The 14,879-nt window shown below is 60.7% G+C and carries 17 protein-coding genes; 7 read left to right on the forward strand and 10 right to left on the reverse strand.

The genetic code is table 11. The annotated features are described in order from the left end of the window. Window positions 1–249 precede the first annotated feature (249 nt). The 6 genes from BLW36_RS07165 to BLW36_RS07190 all read right to left on the reverse strand — a co-directional run bounded on the left by BLW36_RS07165 (window position 250) and on the right by BLW36_RS07190 (window position 5,986). Window positions 250–609, reverse strand: a complete 360-nt coding sequence (locus BLW36_RS07165) for a VOC family protein (protein WP_091386520.1) — start codon at window positions 607–609, stop codon at window positions 250–252. Between the two features lie 4 nt (window positions 610–613). Beyond that, window positions 614–1,027, reverse strand: a complete 414-nt coding sequence (locus BLW36_RS07170) for a DUF1801 domain-containing protein (RefSeq protein WP_091386522.1) — start codon at window positions 1,025–1,027, stop codon at window positions 614–616. A gap of 306 nt (window positions 1,028–1,333) precedes the next feature. Then, window positions 1,334–1,927 carry a peptide-methionine (S)-S-oxide reductase MsrA gene (msrA, locus tag BLW36_RS07175; RefSeq protein ID WP_091386524.1) on the reverse strand — a complete coding sequence of 198 codons (594 nt, stop codon included), beginning with the start codon at window positions 1,925–1,927 and terminating at the stop codon, window positions 1,334–1,336. Between the two features lie 57 nt (window positions 1,928–1,984). After that, window positions 1,985–3,139, reverse strand: coding sequence for an iron-containing alcohol dehydrogenase (locus tag BLW36_RS07180; RefSeq protein ID WP_244506159.1), 1,155 nt, complete (start codon window positions 3,137–3,139; stop codon window positions 1,985–1,987). 17 nt (window positions 3,140–3,156) lie between these two features. Continuing rightward, complete coding sequence (locus BLW36_RS07185) at window positions 3,157–4,545, reverse strand: aldehyde dehydrogenase family protein (protein WP_091386529.1); 1,389 nt, start codon at window positions 4,543–4,545, stop codon at window positions 3,157–3,159. Between the two features lie 67 nt (window positions 4,546–4,612). Further along, the gene (locus BLW36_RS07190; protein WP_091386531.1) at window positions 4,613–5,986 is read right to left on the reverse strand and encodes a glutamine synthetase family protein; all 1,374 of its coding nucleotides are present in this window, start codon (window positions 5,984–5,986) and stop codon (window positions 4,613–4,615) included. A gap of 186 nt (window positions 5,987–6,172) precedes the next feature. Between BLW36_RS07190 and ppa the strand changes: the two genes are divergently transcribed. Then, window positions 6,173–6,709 (forward strand): inorganic diphosphatase, encoded by a 537-nt coding sequence (gene ppa, locus BLW36_RS07195; RefSeq protein ID WP_091386533.1) that lies wholly within the window; start codon window positions 6,173–6,175, stop codon window positions 6,707–6,709. 201 nt (window positions 6,710–6,910) lie between these two features. Here the strand turns inward: ppa and BLW36_RS07200 are convergent, their stop codons facing one another. The 3 genes from BLW36_RS07200 to BLW36_RS07210 are packed head-to-tail and all read right to left on the reverse strand — an operon-like array spanning window position 6,911 to window position 8,924. Beyond that, window positions 6,911–7,402 carry a hypothetical protein gene (locus tag BLW36_RS07200; RefSeq protein ID WP_091386535.1) on the reverse strand — a complete coding sequence of 164 codons (492 nt, stop codon included), beginning with the start codon at window positions 7,400–7,402 and terminating at the stop codon, window positions 6,911–6,913. A 23-nt stretch (window positions 7,403–7,425) separates the two neighbouring features. Next, on the reverse strand, window positions 7,426–8,241 hold the full coding sequence (gene cysE, locus BLW36_RS07205; protein WP_425286744.1) for a serine O-acetyltransferase: 816 nt from the start codon (window positions 8,239–8,241) through the stop codon (window positions 7,426–7,428). Beyond that, complete coding sequence (locus tag BLW36_RS07210; protein WP_091386537.1) at window positions 8,238–8,924, reverse strand: M15 family metallopeptidase; 687 nt, start codon at window positions 8,922–8,924, stop codon at window positions 8,238–8,240. Before BLW36_RS07210 ends, cysE begins: the two co-directional genes overlap by 4 nt. Before the next feature lie 278 nt (window positions 8,925–9,202). Here BLW36_RS07210 and BLW36_RS07215 point away from each other — a divergent pair, with 278 nt between their 5' ends. From BLW36_RS07215 to BLW36_RS07230, 4 genes are all read left to right on the forward strand, one after another. Next, window positions 9,203–9,487, forward strand: coding sequence for a TfoX/Sxy family protein (locus BLW36_RS07215; RefSeq protein ID WP_091386539.1), 285 nt, complete (start codon window positions 9,203–9,205; stop codon window positions 9,485–9,487). A gap of 104 nt (window positions 9,488–9,591) precedes the next feature. Then, entirely contained in the window at window positions 9,592–10,476 is an 885-nt protein-coding gene (htpX, locus tag BLW36_RS07220) for a protease HtpX (protein ID WP_091386541.1), read from the forward strand. 185 nt (window positions 10,477–10,661) lie between these two features. Beyond that, window positions 10,662–11,717 (forward strand): S1C family serine protease, encoded by a 1,056-nt coding sequence (locus BLW36_RS07225; RefSeq protein ID WP_091386543.1) that lies wholly within the window; start codon window positions 10,662–10,664, stop codon window positions 11,715–11,717. A 17-nt stretch (window positions 11,718–11,734) separates the two neighbouring features. After that, window positions 11,735–12,079, forward strand: a complete 345-nt coding sequence (locus BLW36_RS07230; RefSeq protein WP_091386545.1) for a Rieske (2Fe-2S) protein — start codon at window positions 11,735–11,737, stop codon at window positions 12,077–12,079. Window positions 12,080–12,133: 54 nt separating this feature from the next. Here BLW36_RS07230 and sfsA read toward each other — a convergent pair whose 3' ends face one another. Continuing rightward, the gene (gene sfsA / locus BLW36_RS07235; RefSeq protein WP_091386548.1) at window positions 12,134–12,832 is read right to left on the reverse strand and encodes a DNA/RNA nuclease SfsA; all 699 of its coding nucleotides are present in this window, start codon (window positions 12,830–12,832) and stop codon (window positions 12,134–12,136) included. Between the two features lie 540 nt (window positions 12,833–13,372). On the opposite strand from sfsA, the gene dksA reads away from it, so the two are divergent. Both dksA and gluQRS read left to right on the forward strand, forming a co-directional pair. Further along, the gene (dksA, locus tag BLW36_RS07240; RefSeq protein WP_091386550.1) at window positions 13,373–13,810 is read left to right on the forward strand and encodes an RNA polymerase-binding protein DksA; all 438 of its coding nucleotides are present in this window, start codon (window positions 13,373–13,375) and stop codon (window positions 13,808–13,810) included. Window positions 13,811–13,888: 78 nt separating this feature from the next. Then, window positions 13,889–14,785: a tRNA glutamyl-Q(34) synthetase GluQRS gene (gene gluQRS / locus BLW36_RS07245; RefSeq protein WP_091386552.1), complete on the forward strand. Its 897-nt coding sequence runs from the start codon at window positions 13,889–13,891 to the stop codon at window positions 14,783–14,785. The last annotated feature ends 94 nt before the right edge of the window (window positions 14,786–14,879 follow it).

Here is a 14,879-nt window from a genome sequence, read left to right on the forward strand (position 1 = left end):
GGCAGCAATTTCCTCATTGATCGAGTCGTCTGCCCGGTGCTGCGGGCTCTGCGGTTCGCGGCGTGCAAGCCTGTCGGCATAGCCGGATGGCGGCTGGCGGGTAGACTGGCCAGGATTACTTTGAAGGGAATTTGCGACTGGGCAAGCGCTTGCAGAAGCTGGCGGAACCGCCCGCAGTGGCAATTGCCGTCGCCAATGACGACCGGTTGATCCGGATTTTTCTATTGCAGCTCGATACAGGCCAGCTTGTCAGACATCGATATCAGACCAGACGGCAAACTCATTGCCGCTCGGCTCAGTAAAATGGAAGCGCCTGCCGCCGGGGAAGGAAAAAATCGGCTTGATCACCGCTCCCCCCGCGTCTTCCACCTTCTTTAAGGTTCCTTCCAGATCGGCGCTGTAGAACACCAGCAGGGCGGCGCCCTTCTCGGTTGAGGAGCAGGCATTGGCCTGGAAAAAGCCGCCATCCAATCCTTGGCCGGAGAAGGCGGTGTACTCCGGGCCGTAATCGACAAAGTCCCAGCCGAATGCCCGTGCGAAAAACGCTTTCGTATCAATCAAGTTTCTTGACGGAAACTCGACGTAGTTAATTTTTTCGTGGTTATTCACGCCCCTACTTTCTCCCGGACTTATTGAGAGCAACCGCAGCGCGGATTAGCGCTTTAAACGCGCTCGCGTCGATTTTTTCACCTTCACCGATATCAATCGCGCGCCTCACCTTGCCATCGAGGCTCGAATTGAACAGTCTGGCAGGATCGGACAGCGCGGCGCCCTTGGCAAAGGTCAGCTTCACTTTCGACTTGTAAGATTCACCGGTACAGATGATCCCAGTATGCGACCAGACCGGCACGCCTGTCGGGTTAGTGGGCTTGAACCACTTGCACTCTTCAAGGATATCCGGATCCGCCTCCCTGATAAGCCTGCGGATACGGCTCAACATATCTCCGCGCCAGTCTCCCAGACTCGCGATCTTATTGTCGATCAGCTCAGATGCCGATGGTACTTCGCATGAATCGGGCCTCTCCATGCCAGCCTCCCAATCTTCCCTGTTTATAGTCGCGCCGAATTATGCACAGCAAATTATTCCCGCTCCAACATAGCGATTCATTTTATTATGATACTGGTGTTAGCCAAGAAAAGCATGACCAGGAAAGTATCCATTTATCGTCTGAAAACTCAATATTCCTGGCCGTTAGTGAAATTCATTTTGTTTACAGAAAGCGGCAAATTCCGAACAGAATTCCAGAGGGCATATAACGTAAAAATGGAAATTGGCGGCAGCTGTATGTCGCCGGGCAAATCTAACTCCAACCATTAGTCGCCCGGCATTTTCTCAATGTGAGGGCGCGGCGCCCCAAACCTCTTCCAGGCGTTGATCGCGACCGCAGCGGTAGCGGTAGTACTTGTAACGCACAGGATTGCGCTGGTAGTAATTCTGATGATACCGCTCGGCGGGATAAAAGGTACTGGCCGGTTTGATCTTGGTTGCGATTTTCTTGCCGAGTTTAGTGGCCACCCGTTTTTTGCTGGCCTCGGCCAGCGCCTTTTCTTCTTCGGTTCCGTAGAAAATTTCACTGCGGTACTGGTCGCCGCGATCGCAGAACTGGCCGCCCTTATCGAGGGGATCCACGTTGCGCCAAAAGACATCGAGCAACTGCGCGTAGCTGACCTTGTCAGCGTCGTAGGTGACCTGTACCACTTCCGCATGCCCGGTACCGCCGGCGGAAACCTGCTCGTAACTGGGATTTTTCACATGACCACCACTGTAACCGGAAGTCGTCTGCAGCACGCCATCAACCTTGTCAAACGGCGGTTCCATACACCAGAAGCAGCCACCGGCGAAGATGGCGGTGCGGATGTTCTTCGATTGTTCGGCACTGCCCGCGACAGCGACCAGCAGCAACAAGACGGCGATCAGCCCACGCATAATCCACTCCTCATTATTTCAGGCACTGTCACTTGGTCGGATGACCGGCGGGATTTATTACAGAGCAAACCGACCTTCACACGCTCGCACAAAGATGTCCCGGTATCCCGCCGCGTCGAAGGATATCGGATTGGTTCCGGCGGAGGGGTCCACCGCCGCCATAGCCCCGACCTTCTCTGCTTGCGCGGTATCTATACCAATTTCTGCCAGTGTATGGGGGATACCGATCTGCTCGCGTAGAGCCAGCACCCAGTTCAATACCGCATCGAAGCTCGCCCCGGGCAAATCCAGGTAGCGCGCCAGCCGCCCCATCGGCTGTTCAATGCCATCGCGATTGGCATGCAGTACATAGGGCATCAATATCGCATTGAGCAGGCCATGGTGCGCATCGAAGAGCGCGCCGAGGGGGTGGGCGAGCGCGTGCATGGCGCCGAGACCGCGCTGGAAGGCCGTCGCCCCCATGCAGGATGCCACCAGCATCTGCTGGCGCGCGTCCAGATCCGCGCCGTCGGTCACCGCGCGCGGCAAAAATTCTTTTACCAAGCGAATGCCTTCCAGCGCGATCCCCTCGGCCATTGGATGAAACAGCGGCGAGCAAAAGGCCTCCAGGTTGTGGGACAGCGCATCCATACCGGTCGCCGCGGTGATTTTCTCCGGCAGCTCCAGTGTCAGTTCCGGATCCAGAATCACAATCGCCGGCAACATGCGCGGGTGGAAGATAATGCGCTTTATCTGCGCTTCCTCATCGGTAATCACCGACGAGCGCCCGACTTCCGAGCCGGTACCGGCAGTAGTGGGCACGGCCACTACCGGTACCATGCCGTCCACATCGACACGCAGGTAGTTGTCGTCGATATCCTCGAAGTCCCAGATGGGGCGCTGTTGCCCGGCCATCAGCGCGATGGCCTTGCCCGCATCCAGTGCCGAGCCGCCGCCGAAGGCAATAACGCCGTCGTGCCAGCCCTCGCGCAGGACTTCCACACCGTCCGCAACATTTTGTCCGTTCGGGTTGCCTTTCACCTGCGAAAAGACTTCGACCTCCAACCCGGATGCCCGGCACAGTTCCACCGCGCGCTTCAACAGTGGAAGTTCCGCCAGGCCGGGGTCGGTAACCAGCAGCGGTTTATGCATATTGAGTTCGCGGCAGGCAGCGGGCAGGTCGGCAATTCGCCCCGGCCCGACGCGCATCGCGGTGGGGTAATTCCAGTTCATATGAAATTTTTCCGCGTTCATAACTCAACCTTGAGATGGAAGGACTTGGGTCGGGTGAGGTGTTCGAAACCGACAGCGGAGAGCGTGCAACCGCGGCCGGAATTCTTGACGCCGGTCCAGGCCAGCGCCGGATCGAGATAGTCACAGCGGTTCAGGAATACGGTGCCGGTTTCCAGCCGCTCGCCGAGCGCCACTGCGACCTGTTCATCGCGACTGAAGATGGCGGCGGTGAGACCGAATTCACTATCGTTCATCAGCTCCAGCGCCTCGCCATCATCGCTCACTTTCTGCACCCCCAGCACCGGACCGAACGATTCTTCGCGCATCACGCGCATGCCGCCGTGGACACCGGTCAATAACTGCGGCGCCAGGTACTGGGTGCCGCGCCGGTCCTCCGCAAACTCAGCCGCATCGATATGCGCCGTTGCGCCGCCAGCCACCGCCTCGTCCACCTGCGCGCGCACGAAATCAGCGGCCTCGGCGCGGACCAGGGGCCCCAGTGTCGTGTCCGGATCATCCGGGCGCCCCAGGCAATAGCCGCGTATCAGCTCGGCGGCGCGCGCGACAAACTCGTCGAATAACTGCTCGTGCACATAGGCGCGCTCGATAGCGCAGCAGGATTGACCGGAATTGAAAAAGGCCCCGTCCACCACTGTTTCCACAGCGTGGTCGAGGTCGGCATCCGCGCGTACGTAGGCCGGATCCTTGCCACCGAGTTCCAGGCCGACATCGATAAAGCGGCCGGCGGCCGCGCGCTCGACCACCTCCCCACCGGCGACCGAGCCGGTGAAGGCGACGTGATTAATTTCGCGGGCACGAATCAGTCGCTCGGTATCGCTGTGACTCAGGTGTAGAAACTGAAAAACACCCTGCGGCAGGCCAGCCTCGGTGAACGCCGCCACCATGTTTTCGGCGCACAGCGGTGTCTGCGCCGAATGTTTCAGCAGCACCGTATTACCTGCGAGCAGGGAGGGCACTACCGCGTTGACCGCGGTGAGGTAGGGGTAATTCCATGGCGCTATCACCAGCGACAGACCCAGCGGCTCGCGGCGGATAAAGCGGGTAAAGCCACTTTTCTCCGGCAGGTGGATATCGGCCAGTGCCTCGGCGGCGATCTCCGCCATGTGATTGGCCCGCTCGGCGAAACCGAGAATCTCTCCGGCGGCAAAGCGGATGGGCCGCCCCATCATCCAGCAAAGCTCCTCGCCCAACTGTTCCTTACGTTCGGTAAAAACAGCCACCGCTTCACGCACTATCGCCGCCCGTTCGGCGAGCGGCGTGCAACGCCAGGCACGCTGGGCCCCTACAGCGCTATCGACAGCGGACTGAATTTCCACGTCACCGGCGAGCGCGCGTTCGACGTAGACAGAATTGTCGATCGGAGAGATGCAGTGCAGTTTATTCATGGTTATCGATGCATACGCAGATTGATGTCGACAGGCGGAGGCCCGTGTACAAAGGGCGAAACGATGATCAGATAATTTCGAAGTAGCGGTCGAGCTCCCAGTCGCTCACGTGGCGCCGGTACTCGCGCTCCTCCCACTCACGGCTGGCGGCGAAATGCTCAACGAAGTCGCTGCCGAACAGCTCCCGCGCCGCCTCCGAGGCTTTCAGCCGCTGCGCCGACTCCCACAGGGTGCGCGGCAGCGCCAGTTCCGCCGGCTGCTGCAAGGCATAGGCGTTGCCCGCCACCGCATCGCTCGGTTCCCACTGCTGCATCACGCCGTAGAGGCCAGAGCCCAGCGCCGCCGCCAGGGCCAGATAGGGATTGGCATCGGCAGCCCCGAGCCGGTATTCCGTGCGCTGGGACTTGTCGCTGCCGGGTATCACCCGCAGCGCGGCGGTGCGGTTCTCCACACCCCAGGTGGCATCGGTGGGTGCCCAGAAGCCCGGAACCAGGCGCCGATAACTGTTGACCGTGGGCGCCATCATCGAGAGGAATTCAGGCATCAGCCGCTGTTGGCCGGCAAGGAAATGGCGCTGCACGGCACTCATGTTCTGTGGCTGTTCCGGGTCGTAAAAGGCGGACTTGCCACTGTTCCGATCGCGTAGGGACAGGTGGATGTGGCCGCTCTGCCCCGGATAGTCGCCGGACCATTTGGCCATAAAGGTGGCCATCAGGCCGAGCCGTTGCGCCAATACCTTCAGGAAGGTCTTGAACAGCGCCGCCTTGTCGCCGGCGGCCTCGGCGCCATCCACGGCAATGGCCGCCTCCAGCACGCCGGGGCCGGTTTCGGTATGCAGCCCCTCCAGGGGGAAATCCATGCGCTGACCCAGGTCGAGGATCTCCCGGTACAGCTCCGCGTGTACCGAGTTGCGTAACATCGAGTAGCCGAACCAGTCCGGGGTGAACGGCTTCAGGTTGCGGAAGCCCTTCTCGCGGGCCGAGTCTGGGGTCTCGTCGAACAGGAAAAACTCGTACTCCAGCGCTGCCAGCGGCTCGAAACCGAGGGCCTGGCAGCGCTCGATCACCCGGCGCAGCGTGGCGCGCGGGCACACGGCCTGGGCCTGGCCGTCGAACTCGGCCAGGAACAGCAGCATATCGTCCTCGAAGGGCACCTCCCGACAGCTGTCCGGCAGTATGCGCACCGGCGCATCCGGGTAACCGGTGTGCCAGCCGGTGTAGCGGGCGTTGTCGTACAGCTGGTCCTTGACGTCCCAGCCCAGTACCACATCGCAGAAGGAGAAACCGTGCGCGAGGGAGGAGAAGAACTTGTCGCGGCTCATATACTTGCCACGCATGACGCCGTCGTTGTCGAACAGGCCCACCTTGACGTGACTGAGGTTGCGCTCCTCGACGATGGCGCGCGCCTCCTCCGGGGTCCTGATTTCCCTGGGTTTCAACATGGCTTCAGCCTCCTTGTTGTTATGGCTGAGTTGTTGTGGCTGTGTTACAGGATAGACCCGCCACCGGCGTCTATACCCCTATATACCCCTAACCAATGAGTCTAAGGGCGCCGCTTTCAGCGCCGGGGTTCAGGATATATAATCCGCGCTCCCGAATTTTCGATCACTACTCAGTCAGGAACAGCAATGAGCTTCGACAAGGTTTCCGCAGGTAAGGACCTGCCCAACGATATCAACGTCATCATCGAGATCCCGGCCAACCACGACCCGATCAAATACGAAGTGGACAAGGACGCGGACGCGGTATTCGTAGACCGTTTCGTAGCCACCCCGATGTTCTACCCGGCCAACTACGGCTACGTGCCCCAGACCCTGTCTGAAGACGGCGACCCCCTGGACGTGCTGGTTGTGGCCCCCTACCCGGTAATGGTCGGCTCCGTAATCCGCTCCCGCGTGATCGGCGTGCTAAATATGACCGACGAGTCTGGCGTAGATGCCAAGCTGCTGGCGGTACCGCACACCAAGCTGACCAAACTGTACGATCACGTTCAGGAAATCGGCGACCTGCCGGAGCTGCTGCTCAAGCAAATCGAGCACTACTTCGAGAACTACAAGGCGCTGGAAGCCGGCAAGTGGGTGAAAGTAGAAGGCTGGGCCGACGCCGAAGCGGCGCGCAAGGAAGTCATGGCCTCCCGCGAGCGCTACCTGAAAGAAGAAGGCTAAGCCACGCGTTTGCAAAGCAACGCTTTGCGCACGGCTTAGCGAGCCGCCACGGATGGCGGGACCGTCGCTAGAACAACGGCAATGCCGCCGCGCCAGGGATGGCATGTAACGAGCTTTTAGCCCGATCAAAAAAACCGGCCCCAGGCCGGTTTTTTTGTATCTGTTTGTGGAAGAGAACGCCCGGTTACGGCTCTGCTGGAATCAGTCGAGCTTCCAGTCGGGCACCTCAACAGCTGCCGCCTGAGTGCGCGAGCGCTCGCTTTCGTCGATCAGGTTGCCCTGCGCCGGCTTCAGGCTGAGGTGATCCACGGAAACCTGCACTGTCTCTTTTCTGTCCCGCTCGTGCTCCTTGACCAAATTGCCCTCCATCGGCGCCAGGCTCCAGTCCGGCCCGGCCGATGCCGGTGCAGAGGCGGGTTCATCCGCCTGCGGCGCCGGCGCAGGCGGCGCTACCGGTTCCCCGTCAGCCTTGAGCGCTGCCTGAGCGCCCAGCTTCGCCAGCGTTGCCTGCAGCTGTTCGGCCTGAGCCTGGGACAGCCCCTTCTTGATCGCCAGCGGGCGGCCGCTGAACAGTTTGTCGACGGTTTCCGGTCCGGCCTTGAACAGCCGCGCCAGGTTCGCCTTTACGTCGGCGGCGGTAAATCCAGGCACCAGATCGCCGCGAAAGATCAGGCTGTAGGTGGGTTCCGACATGGATTTGCCTCTGTTGTTATTGGTTATTCGTCCGGATTCAGCGTCTGATCCATTGTATAGGCCGGGGCAGCGGCAGTGGTACCGCCGACCTGGCGCGCGGGCACACCGGCAACGGTCGTGTGTTCGGGCACATCGCTCAACACCAGACTGCCGGCGGCGATCCTTACGCTCTCGCCGATCCTGACCGGACCGAGAACCTTCGCACCGGCGCCGATCATGACACCGCGGCCGATTTTCGGGTGCCGGTCGCCGCCGCCACTGCCACTGCCGCCGAGGGTCACCGAATGCAGTATGGAGACGTCGTCCTCCACCACGCTGGTCTCGCCCACCACCAGGCCGGTGGCGTGGTCGATCATGATGCCGCAGCCGAACTTCGCCGCCGGGTGGATATCCACCGCAAACTGCTCCGAGACCCGGCTCTGGAAATAGAGCGCCAGAGTGTGCCGCCCCTGCTGCCACAGCCAGTGGGCGACCCGGTGGGACTGCAGGGCGTGAAACCCCTTGAAGTAGAGGAAGGGCGTCAGATACTGATCGCAGGCGGGGTCGCGATCGTACCAGGCACTGATATCCGCGCGCATGCAACGGGAAATAGAGTCATCCGCCTGCAGTGCTGAGGCAATGACCTCCTGCAGCGCCGTGGCGGTCAGCGCATTGTGGTCCAGCACCGATGCCAGCTGGTAAGCCAGCGCGTCGTCGAGGGATTTGTGCCGCAGTACGGTGTTGTGGAAGTAACTGGCCAATACCGGCTCGCCAACCGCCGCTGCCGTCGCCTCGGCGCGCATCGCCTGCCAGATATCTCGTTTTCCTGTCTCGCCGTCGATGATCCGATCCTCACTCAACCCATTTCCGGATAGCAGTGATCCGGTATCCGCACAAAGCGCGTATATATATCGTGTATATGTCCGCACACAGTGTCGCACAGTTCCAACTCACAGCTCTGCAGTTGTTCACAGAGCCGTTCGGGAGTCAGCAAATGCTGCAGCTCAAACGCGCGCGGCGCGTAACTCAGGTGCCAGCGCTCCGGTGCTACGCCGCCACGGTCTTCGGCATAGGGCCGAAACAGGCCATAGCTCTGTCCGGCGGCAATGCGCGCATCCAGCCAGCAGTGGAAGGGGCCGAAAATTCCATCGTCCGCCACCTCCTGCGGGGTCAGCTGCGGCCGATAGTCGGCGGGCATTGCCGCGGCGTCCACCACGTCGAAATCCGTACCCCAGTGGTGACGGGATGCCCCCGGCAGCGCCGACCAGCGCAATATAGCGAATGCAACCTGTACCGGCGACAACCGCGCCACATCCAGCTCGACGCCGTTGCTGTCGAGCACCGGGCGCAGGCCCGCCGCCTTGTTGTTCCAGATAGTGCGCTGGCGCTCGAAGCTGCGAAAGCCCGAAACCACCAGGGGATCGAAGCCGGCATCGTGCGCGTCGGCGCACAGGCGCTCGAAGGCGACCAGCGCTTCCGGGTGCAGCAACTGTTCCGAGCGCGGCTCGACAATGACGTGCTCATCGCTAAGCCCGAACAGCATTCGTTTTAAAGGTACAGCTAACATAACTTTCTTATACGCGGACAACCTGAACAGGGCCAACTAAAGTGAAGAGACTTCAAGCCACTACTCTACCAAAAACGGAGACATTGCCGCCCACCAAGCAAAATTTATTTGATAGCAATTTCGATTCGCTTTGCGTTTTTAGCACCAATGCTAATGAATGTTTGGCCCTTTATCGTTTTATGCTATTTTCGGTCGCACGGCAAAAGGATCTTGCTGTGCGGAAACGAACGCCAATCTAGTTAGGGAAAACCCTCATGCACCCGAGTCAATCAGAGCTGTTAAAGCTGAAAAACCTGGGCCTCGCCTCTGTCAACATTCTCCACTCCATCGGCATTCGCTCCTGTGATGACCTGCGCCGGGTAGGCCCGGTAGAAGCCTTTATCAGCATTCGCAACCGCGGTATCAACGCGTCTCGCGTAATGCTCTATGCCCTGCAGGGCGCGCTGCTGGATGTGCACTGGAATGATCTGGATCCGGACCTGAAGCGACGCCTGGCCAGCGAGGCGGACCGCCTGCTGGCGGCACAGGACGCAGAGTAACCGCCGCCACAAAATTGACGAAGCGGCCGCGCCGAAGATCTTGAAAGCGCCGTCGCCGCCCCTATCTACACTTCCTCCTGAGAAATCTTGTTTGGAGAACACCGATGTTGCGCATTGGTCTCTTTCTGCTGACCAACTTTGCCGTCCTGGTCTTGGTTGGTATTGTATTCAACCTGCTGGGCTTCCAAGGCATCCTCGACGCCAATGGCGTCAACCTGAATCTGGGCGGACTGCTGACGTTGTGTGCCCTGTTCGGCTTCGGTGGCGCGCTGATCTCGCTGCTGATGTCGAAGACCATCGCCCGCATGACCACCCGCACCCAGGTCATCGACCAGCCGCGCACGGCCGACGAGCAGTGGCTGGTGGAAACCGTGCGCGAACTGGCACAGAAGGCCGGTATCGGCATGCCCGACGTGGGTATCTTCCCGATGCCCCAGGCCAATGCGTTCGCCACCGGCTGGAACCGCAACAGCGCGCTGGTGGCCGTCAGCTCGGGCCTGCTGGAGCGCTTCAATCGCGACGAGGCGCGAGCGGTCATCGGCCATGAAATCGGTCACGTCGCCAACGGTGATATGGTCACGCTGGCACTGATTCAGGGTGTCGTGAACACCTTCGTGATGTTCTTTGCCCGGCTGGTCGGCTTCTTTGTCGACCGGGTGCTGCTGCGCAACGAACAGGGACTGGGGATCGGCTACTACGTGACATCCATCATCATGGATATGGTGTTCGGTGTCTTCGCGATGATGGTCGTCGCCTGGTTCAGCCGCCGCCGCGAGTACCGCGCCGACGCCGCCGGTGCCAGCCTCGCCAACCCGCAATCCATGATAGCCGCGCTGCAGCGCATCAAGGCGGAGTCCGAAGCCGGCCGCGAGCAGCCGCTGCCCAGCAACATGAAGGCGTTTGGCATCTACGGCAATATGGGCGCGCTGCTGGCCAGCCACCCGCCCCTGGAAGACCGCATCCTGGCGCTGCAGAGCCCTCAGCGGTAACGAAGAGAGCCCTCCGCGTTAACGAAGAGCCCTCAGCGACATTGGAACAGTCCGCAACGACAGCGAAGTGAGCCACAGGCACGGATAAAAACGCTCTCTTCGCAGTCAAAGCCTCCAGCTGTTAACCCGGTTTTCCCTCCGGGTTAACATGCTTCCATCGAACCCAGAAACTGCATACGCCGACCATGAACAAGCTCAGAACCTTGCTGCTGGCCGCGCCACTGCTGTTGCTCACCGCACTCGCTACTGCAACCACTCCAGTGCCGGTCTTTTCCACCGACGACGAACAGAACACCATGCAGGTGTTCAATTTCGCCAGCCCTTCGGTGGTCTACGTCACCAACGAGACCCTGGTCCGCGACCGTTGGACCCTGCGCCTACACACCGTGCCCAAAGGGGCCGGCAGCGGCTTTATCTGGGATGAGTTCGGTCATGTAGTGACCAACTTCCACGTGATCGAGGGTGCCCGCAAGGTCACCATTACACTACAGGACCGCAGCGAGTGGCCGGCCGAACTGGTGGGCTCTGCACCGGAAAAAGACCTGGCAGTGCTGAAGATCGATGCACCACCGGAACTGCTGAGACCGCTGGTGCCCGGCACTTCGAACGACCTGGCCGTGGGCCGCAAGGTACTCGCGATCGGCAATCCCTTCGGTCTCGACACCACGTTGACTACCGGCGTGGTCAGCGCCCTGGGCCGCGAGATTCAGGCCGCCAACAATCGCACCATCCGCAACGTGATCCAGACCGACGCGGCCATCAACCCCGGCAATTCCGGCGGCCCCCTGCTCGACAGCAGCGGCCGCCTGATCGGCGTCAACACGGCGATTTACAGCCCGAGCGGCGCCAGCGTCGGCATCGGCTTTGCGATCCCGGTCGATACGGTGAAGAAGATAGTGCCCGAGCTGATTGCCCACGGCCGCCTGGTGCGCCCAGTACTGGGTATCGAATCAGCGCCGGACCAGTGGGCCAGTCGCTACGGTTTCGAGGGCGTCGCCGTACTGCGCACAGCACCCGGCATGCCCGCGGAACAGGCCGGGTTGCAGGGCGTCTACCGCACCCAGCGCGGTGGCTGGCAGCTGGGAGATGTGATCGTGGAGGTGAATCGCCAGCCGGTGCGCACTTACGACGACCTGTTGAACGTACTGGAAAACCACCGTGCCGGCGATGAGATCAGCCTGGGCATCGTGCGCGACGGGAAAATGCGCCACACATCGATTACACTCGCCGCTCCCGAATAACCGACAAAAGAATTGCTGTGCAGAAATATTTTCTTTGCCGTTACGATGAATTGACCGAGGGTCAGTCGAAGGGTTTCTCGCTCGGCGACACCGCCGCCGGTACCGACAATGTATTTGCGGTAATGAAGGACGGCGAGGTTTACGCCTATAAAAACAGCTGTCCGCACCGCGGCATCAATCTGGACTGGCAGGAAGACCAATTCCTCGACCCCGACGGCGCCCTGATCCAGTGTGCCTCCCACGGTGCCCTGTTTCTGATCGAGACCGGCGAGTGCATCGCCGGCCCCTGTGCGGGCGACTCACTGACACCGGTGCCCGTTGAACACACCCAGGAAGGCCTGTACGTTTTGCTGGCGGACTGAGCCGGAAGTCACAGACACGAGCGACCAACGGATGGCCGTTCCTGCAAAATCCATTTAGCTAAAAGGGATCGCCTCGAAGAGTGCGATCTCCGCAGCGTTGATACGCGCCCGATAGGCGAGCACCTCGACGCCCGCCGCCGTTGCCGCGTCTAATGCTGCGGCGTAGGCCGGATCAATCTCCCGCGCTGCCTCCACCGTCTCGATACCCGTGTGCTGCACACAGTAAAACAGCACTGCGCGCACTCCGCTTTCGGCCAGCTTCTGCAGCTCGCGCAGATGTTTGGCTCCCCGGCTGCTGACCGCATCGGGAAAGTAACCGCGGCTGCCCTCTGCCAGCGTGACGCTCTTTACTTCTACATAACAGTCCCCACCGGGGCCCGACAACAGCAGGTCGATGCGGCTGTTCTCGTCGCCGTAGCGCACCTCGCGGCGCAGAGACTCATAGCCCTGCAGTTCGGACACCACCCCGCCGCTAATCGCCTCCTCGACCAGCGCATTGGCACGCCCGGTATTAACCCCTGCCAGCGCCCCCTCCGGTGTCGTAGTGACCTCCAGGGTATGGCGGTACTTGCGCTTGGGATTGCCGGAATCCGAATACCAGCAGGGCGTATTTTCTGCCCAGCAGTTTCTCATCGACCCGGTATTAGGACAGTGGATAGTAAAGACTTCCCCGTCCGGGGTTTCGATATCGGCGAGGAACCGTTTGTAACGGCGCAGCAGGGTGGCCTGCTGCAGGGGCGGAGTGAGCTTCACGTGACGACCAATTGTGACAATTTTGACGCCACAAAATACTAGGGAACCTATGCGCAAGTCCATGGCCGCTCTGGCTTTCAGAGCGGTTCACAATCAAGGCGCAGCTTTGCAGGAATGCCGAGGCCTTTCAAAAAGTTGCAACGCAGAGTGTGAATTGCTCTGAAGGCCCCGGAGGGCGGGCCCTGAAGCGCACATCTGCTGCGTTGCAGCGCTTGTAAAGGGCTGGGCCATTCACTGCGCACTGCGCCTAACAGCTGCACGCTTCAGGGACCCGCAGAGAGGCTATGGACTTGCGCATAGGTTCCCGCGCCAACATTTTGTGGCGCGAACGGAAGAGATTTGGTAGCTTCTTCGCCCTCGGTCGCCAGGGCCATCGATGTATTGGGGTTGGGGGCGCCGGAAGAAGGAATAGCCTGCCATCGTGTCCTTGTTCAATGGGTTAAAAATGCATCACCCCGAACAATTCCGGACTAGGCTAGATTGAATTTGGTGGTATCGCCCCCATTAACGGGGGCCCGTATAGAAAGAGAGGCAACGACTATGCCCAAAACTGCTGCGAGCGCCGAATCTCTGCACGGCTTTGAGCCCTACAAAGAGAAGAAGGGCGAAGAGTACATGAATGAGAAGCAGCAGGAGCACTTCCGCAACTTGCTGCTGGCCTGGAAGGCTGAGCTGATGGCGGAAGTGGACCGCACCGTTTCCCATATGAAAGACGAGGCAGCCAATTTCCCGGACCCGGCCGACCGCGCCAGCCAGGAAGAAGAGTTCAGCCTCGAGCTGCGCACCCGCGACCGCGAACGCAAGCTGATCAAGAAAATCGACGCCACGCTCGAATTGATTGACCAGGACGATTACGGTTTCTGTGAAGCCTGTGGCGTAGAAATCGGCATTCGCCGTCTGGAAGCGCGCCCCACCGCTACCCTTTGCGTGGACTGCAAAACGCTGGCGGAGATCAAGGAAAAACAGATTTCTGGCTGATCTCACCTGTAGTGACGAGGCGATTCAAAAGATCGCCCGCCGCTCGAGGGCGATCTATAGGATCGCCCCTGCACAACCTTGAAGACCTCCAATCTTTATATCGGCCGTTTCGCCCCCTCCCCCACCGGACCATTGCACTTCGGCTCCTTGGTGTGCGCCCTGGGCAGCTACCTGGACGCCATTGCCCACGGCGGCCACTGGCTGGTGCGCATGGAGGACCTGGATCCCCCACGGGAAGAACCGGGCGCGGCCGACCGCATCCTGAAGTCGCTCGAGGCTCACGGCCTGCACTGGTACGGCCCGCTGGAATGGCAAAGCCGCCGCCATTCGCTGTACGAAGACATTCTTGCCGAAATGGCGGCGCGAGACTTGATCTACCCGTGCCACTGTTCGCGCAGCCAGATCCGGCGCAATGGCGGCCACGATAATATCGCCTGCCGAACAGGCGCAGAGGAACAGGGGCCGAGTGCCCGGCGCCTACAAACACCTTGCGCCTTGCGGCTGAAGTGCGCCGGCACCGAGGAGCAGTTTGTCGATATCTGGCGCGGCGAGCAGCGGCAGCTGATCGGCGAGGACACCATTCTCAAGCGCCGCGACGGCCTGCACGCCTATCAGCTGGCGGTCGTGGTCGACGACATCGATCAGCGTGTCAGCCATGTTGTCCGCGGCGCCGACCTGCTCGACACCACCGGCGCGCAGCAACTGCTGTTCCGGCTACTCGGCGCCACGCCGCCCCAGTATGGCCACCTGCCGCTGGTGATGGGCCCCGACGGCCACCAGAAACTGAGCAAGCAGAATCACGCCCCGGCCATCGACGACCGGCGCGCTGCGGCGAACCTGTGCACCGCTCTCGGTTTCCTCGGCTTTCACACGCCAGCGGAATTGGCGCACGAAAGGCCGGAACATATTCTCAAGTGGGCCGCGGCACGCTGGCAGCGCCACCAAGTGGACATGCGCGACCGGCAATTGCACTGAGCGGGCGCGGCAATTAACATTTTTCGCCAGTTCGCGGTGACTCGCGGGGAAATTGCTGTAACGCCTCTCGGACCGCGTTCAGTTTCCGCCGCCT

The organism is Microbulbifer marinus, from assembly GCF_900107725.1.
Lineage (GTDB): Bacteria > Pseudomonadota > Gammaproteobacteria > Pseudomonadales > Cellvibrionaceae > Microbulbifer > Microbulbifer marinus.

Bases quoted from the DNA above. Each gene is read 5' to 3' on its own strand.
- BLW36_RS07170 (WP_091386522.1), bottom strand. From the start codon at position 1,027: ATGGAGAGGCCCGATTCATGCGAAGTACCATCGGCATCTGAGCTGATC.
- msrA (WP_091386524.1), bottom strand. From the start codon at position 1,927: ATGCGTGGGCTGATCGCCGTCTTGTTGCTGCTGGTCGCTGTCGCGGGC.
- BLW36_RS07180 (WP_244506159.1), bottom strand. From the start codon at position 3,139: ATGAACTGGAATTACCCCACCGCGATGCGCGTCGGGCCGGGGCGAATT.
- BLW36_RS07185 (WP_091386529.1), bottom strand. From the start codon at position 4,545: ATGAATAAACTGCACTGCATCTCTCCGATCGACAATTCTGTCTACGTC.
- BLW36_RS07190 (WP_091386531.1), bottom strand. From the start codon at position 5,986: ATGTTGAAACCCAGGGAAATCAGGACCCCGGAGGAGGCGCGCGCCATC.
- ppa (WP_091386533.1), top strand. From the start codon at position 6,173: ATGAGCTTCGACAAGGTTTCCGCAGGTAAGGACCTGCCCAACGATATC.
- BLW36_RS07200 (WP_091386535.1), bottom strand. From the start codon at position 7,402: ATGTCGGAACCCACCTACAGCCTGATCTTTCGCGGCGATCTGGTGCCT.
- BLW36_RS07210 (WP_091386537.1), bottom strand. From the start codon at position 8,924: ATGCTGTTCGGGCTTAGCGATGAGCACGTCATTGTCGAGCCGCGCTCG.
- BLW36_RS07215 (WP_091386539.1), top strand. From the start codon at position 9,203: ATGCACCCGAGTCAATCAGAGCTGTTAAAGCTGAAAAACCTGGGCCTC.
- htpX (WP_091386541.1), top strand. From the start codon at position 9,592: ATGTTGCGCATTGGTCTCTTTCTGCTGACCAACTTTGCCGTCCTGGTC.
- BLW36_RS07225 (WP_091386543.1), top strand. From the start codon at position 10,662: ATGAACAAGCTCAGAACCTTGCTGCTGGCCGCGCCACTGCTGTTGCTC.
- dksA (WP_091386550.1), top strand. From the start codon at position 13,373: ATGCCCAAAACTGCTGCGAGCGCCGAATCTCTGCACGGCTTTGAGCCC.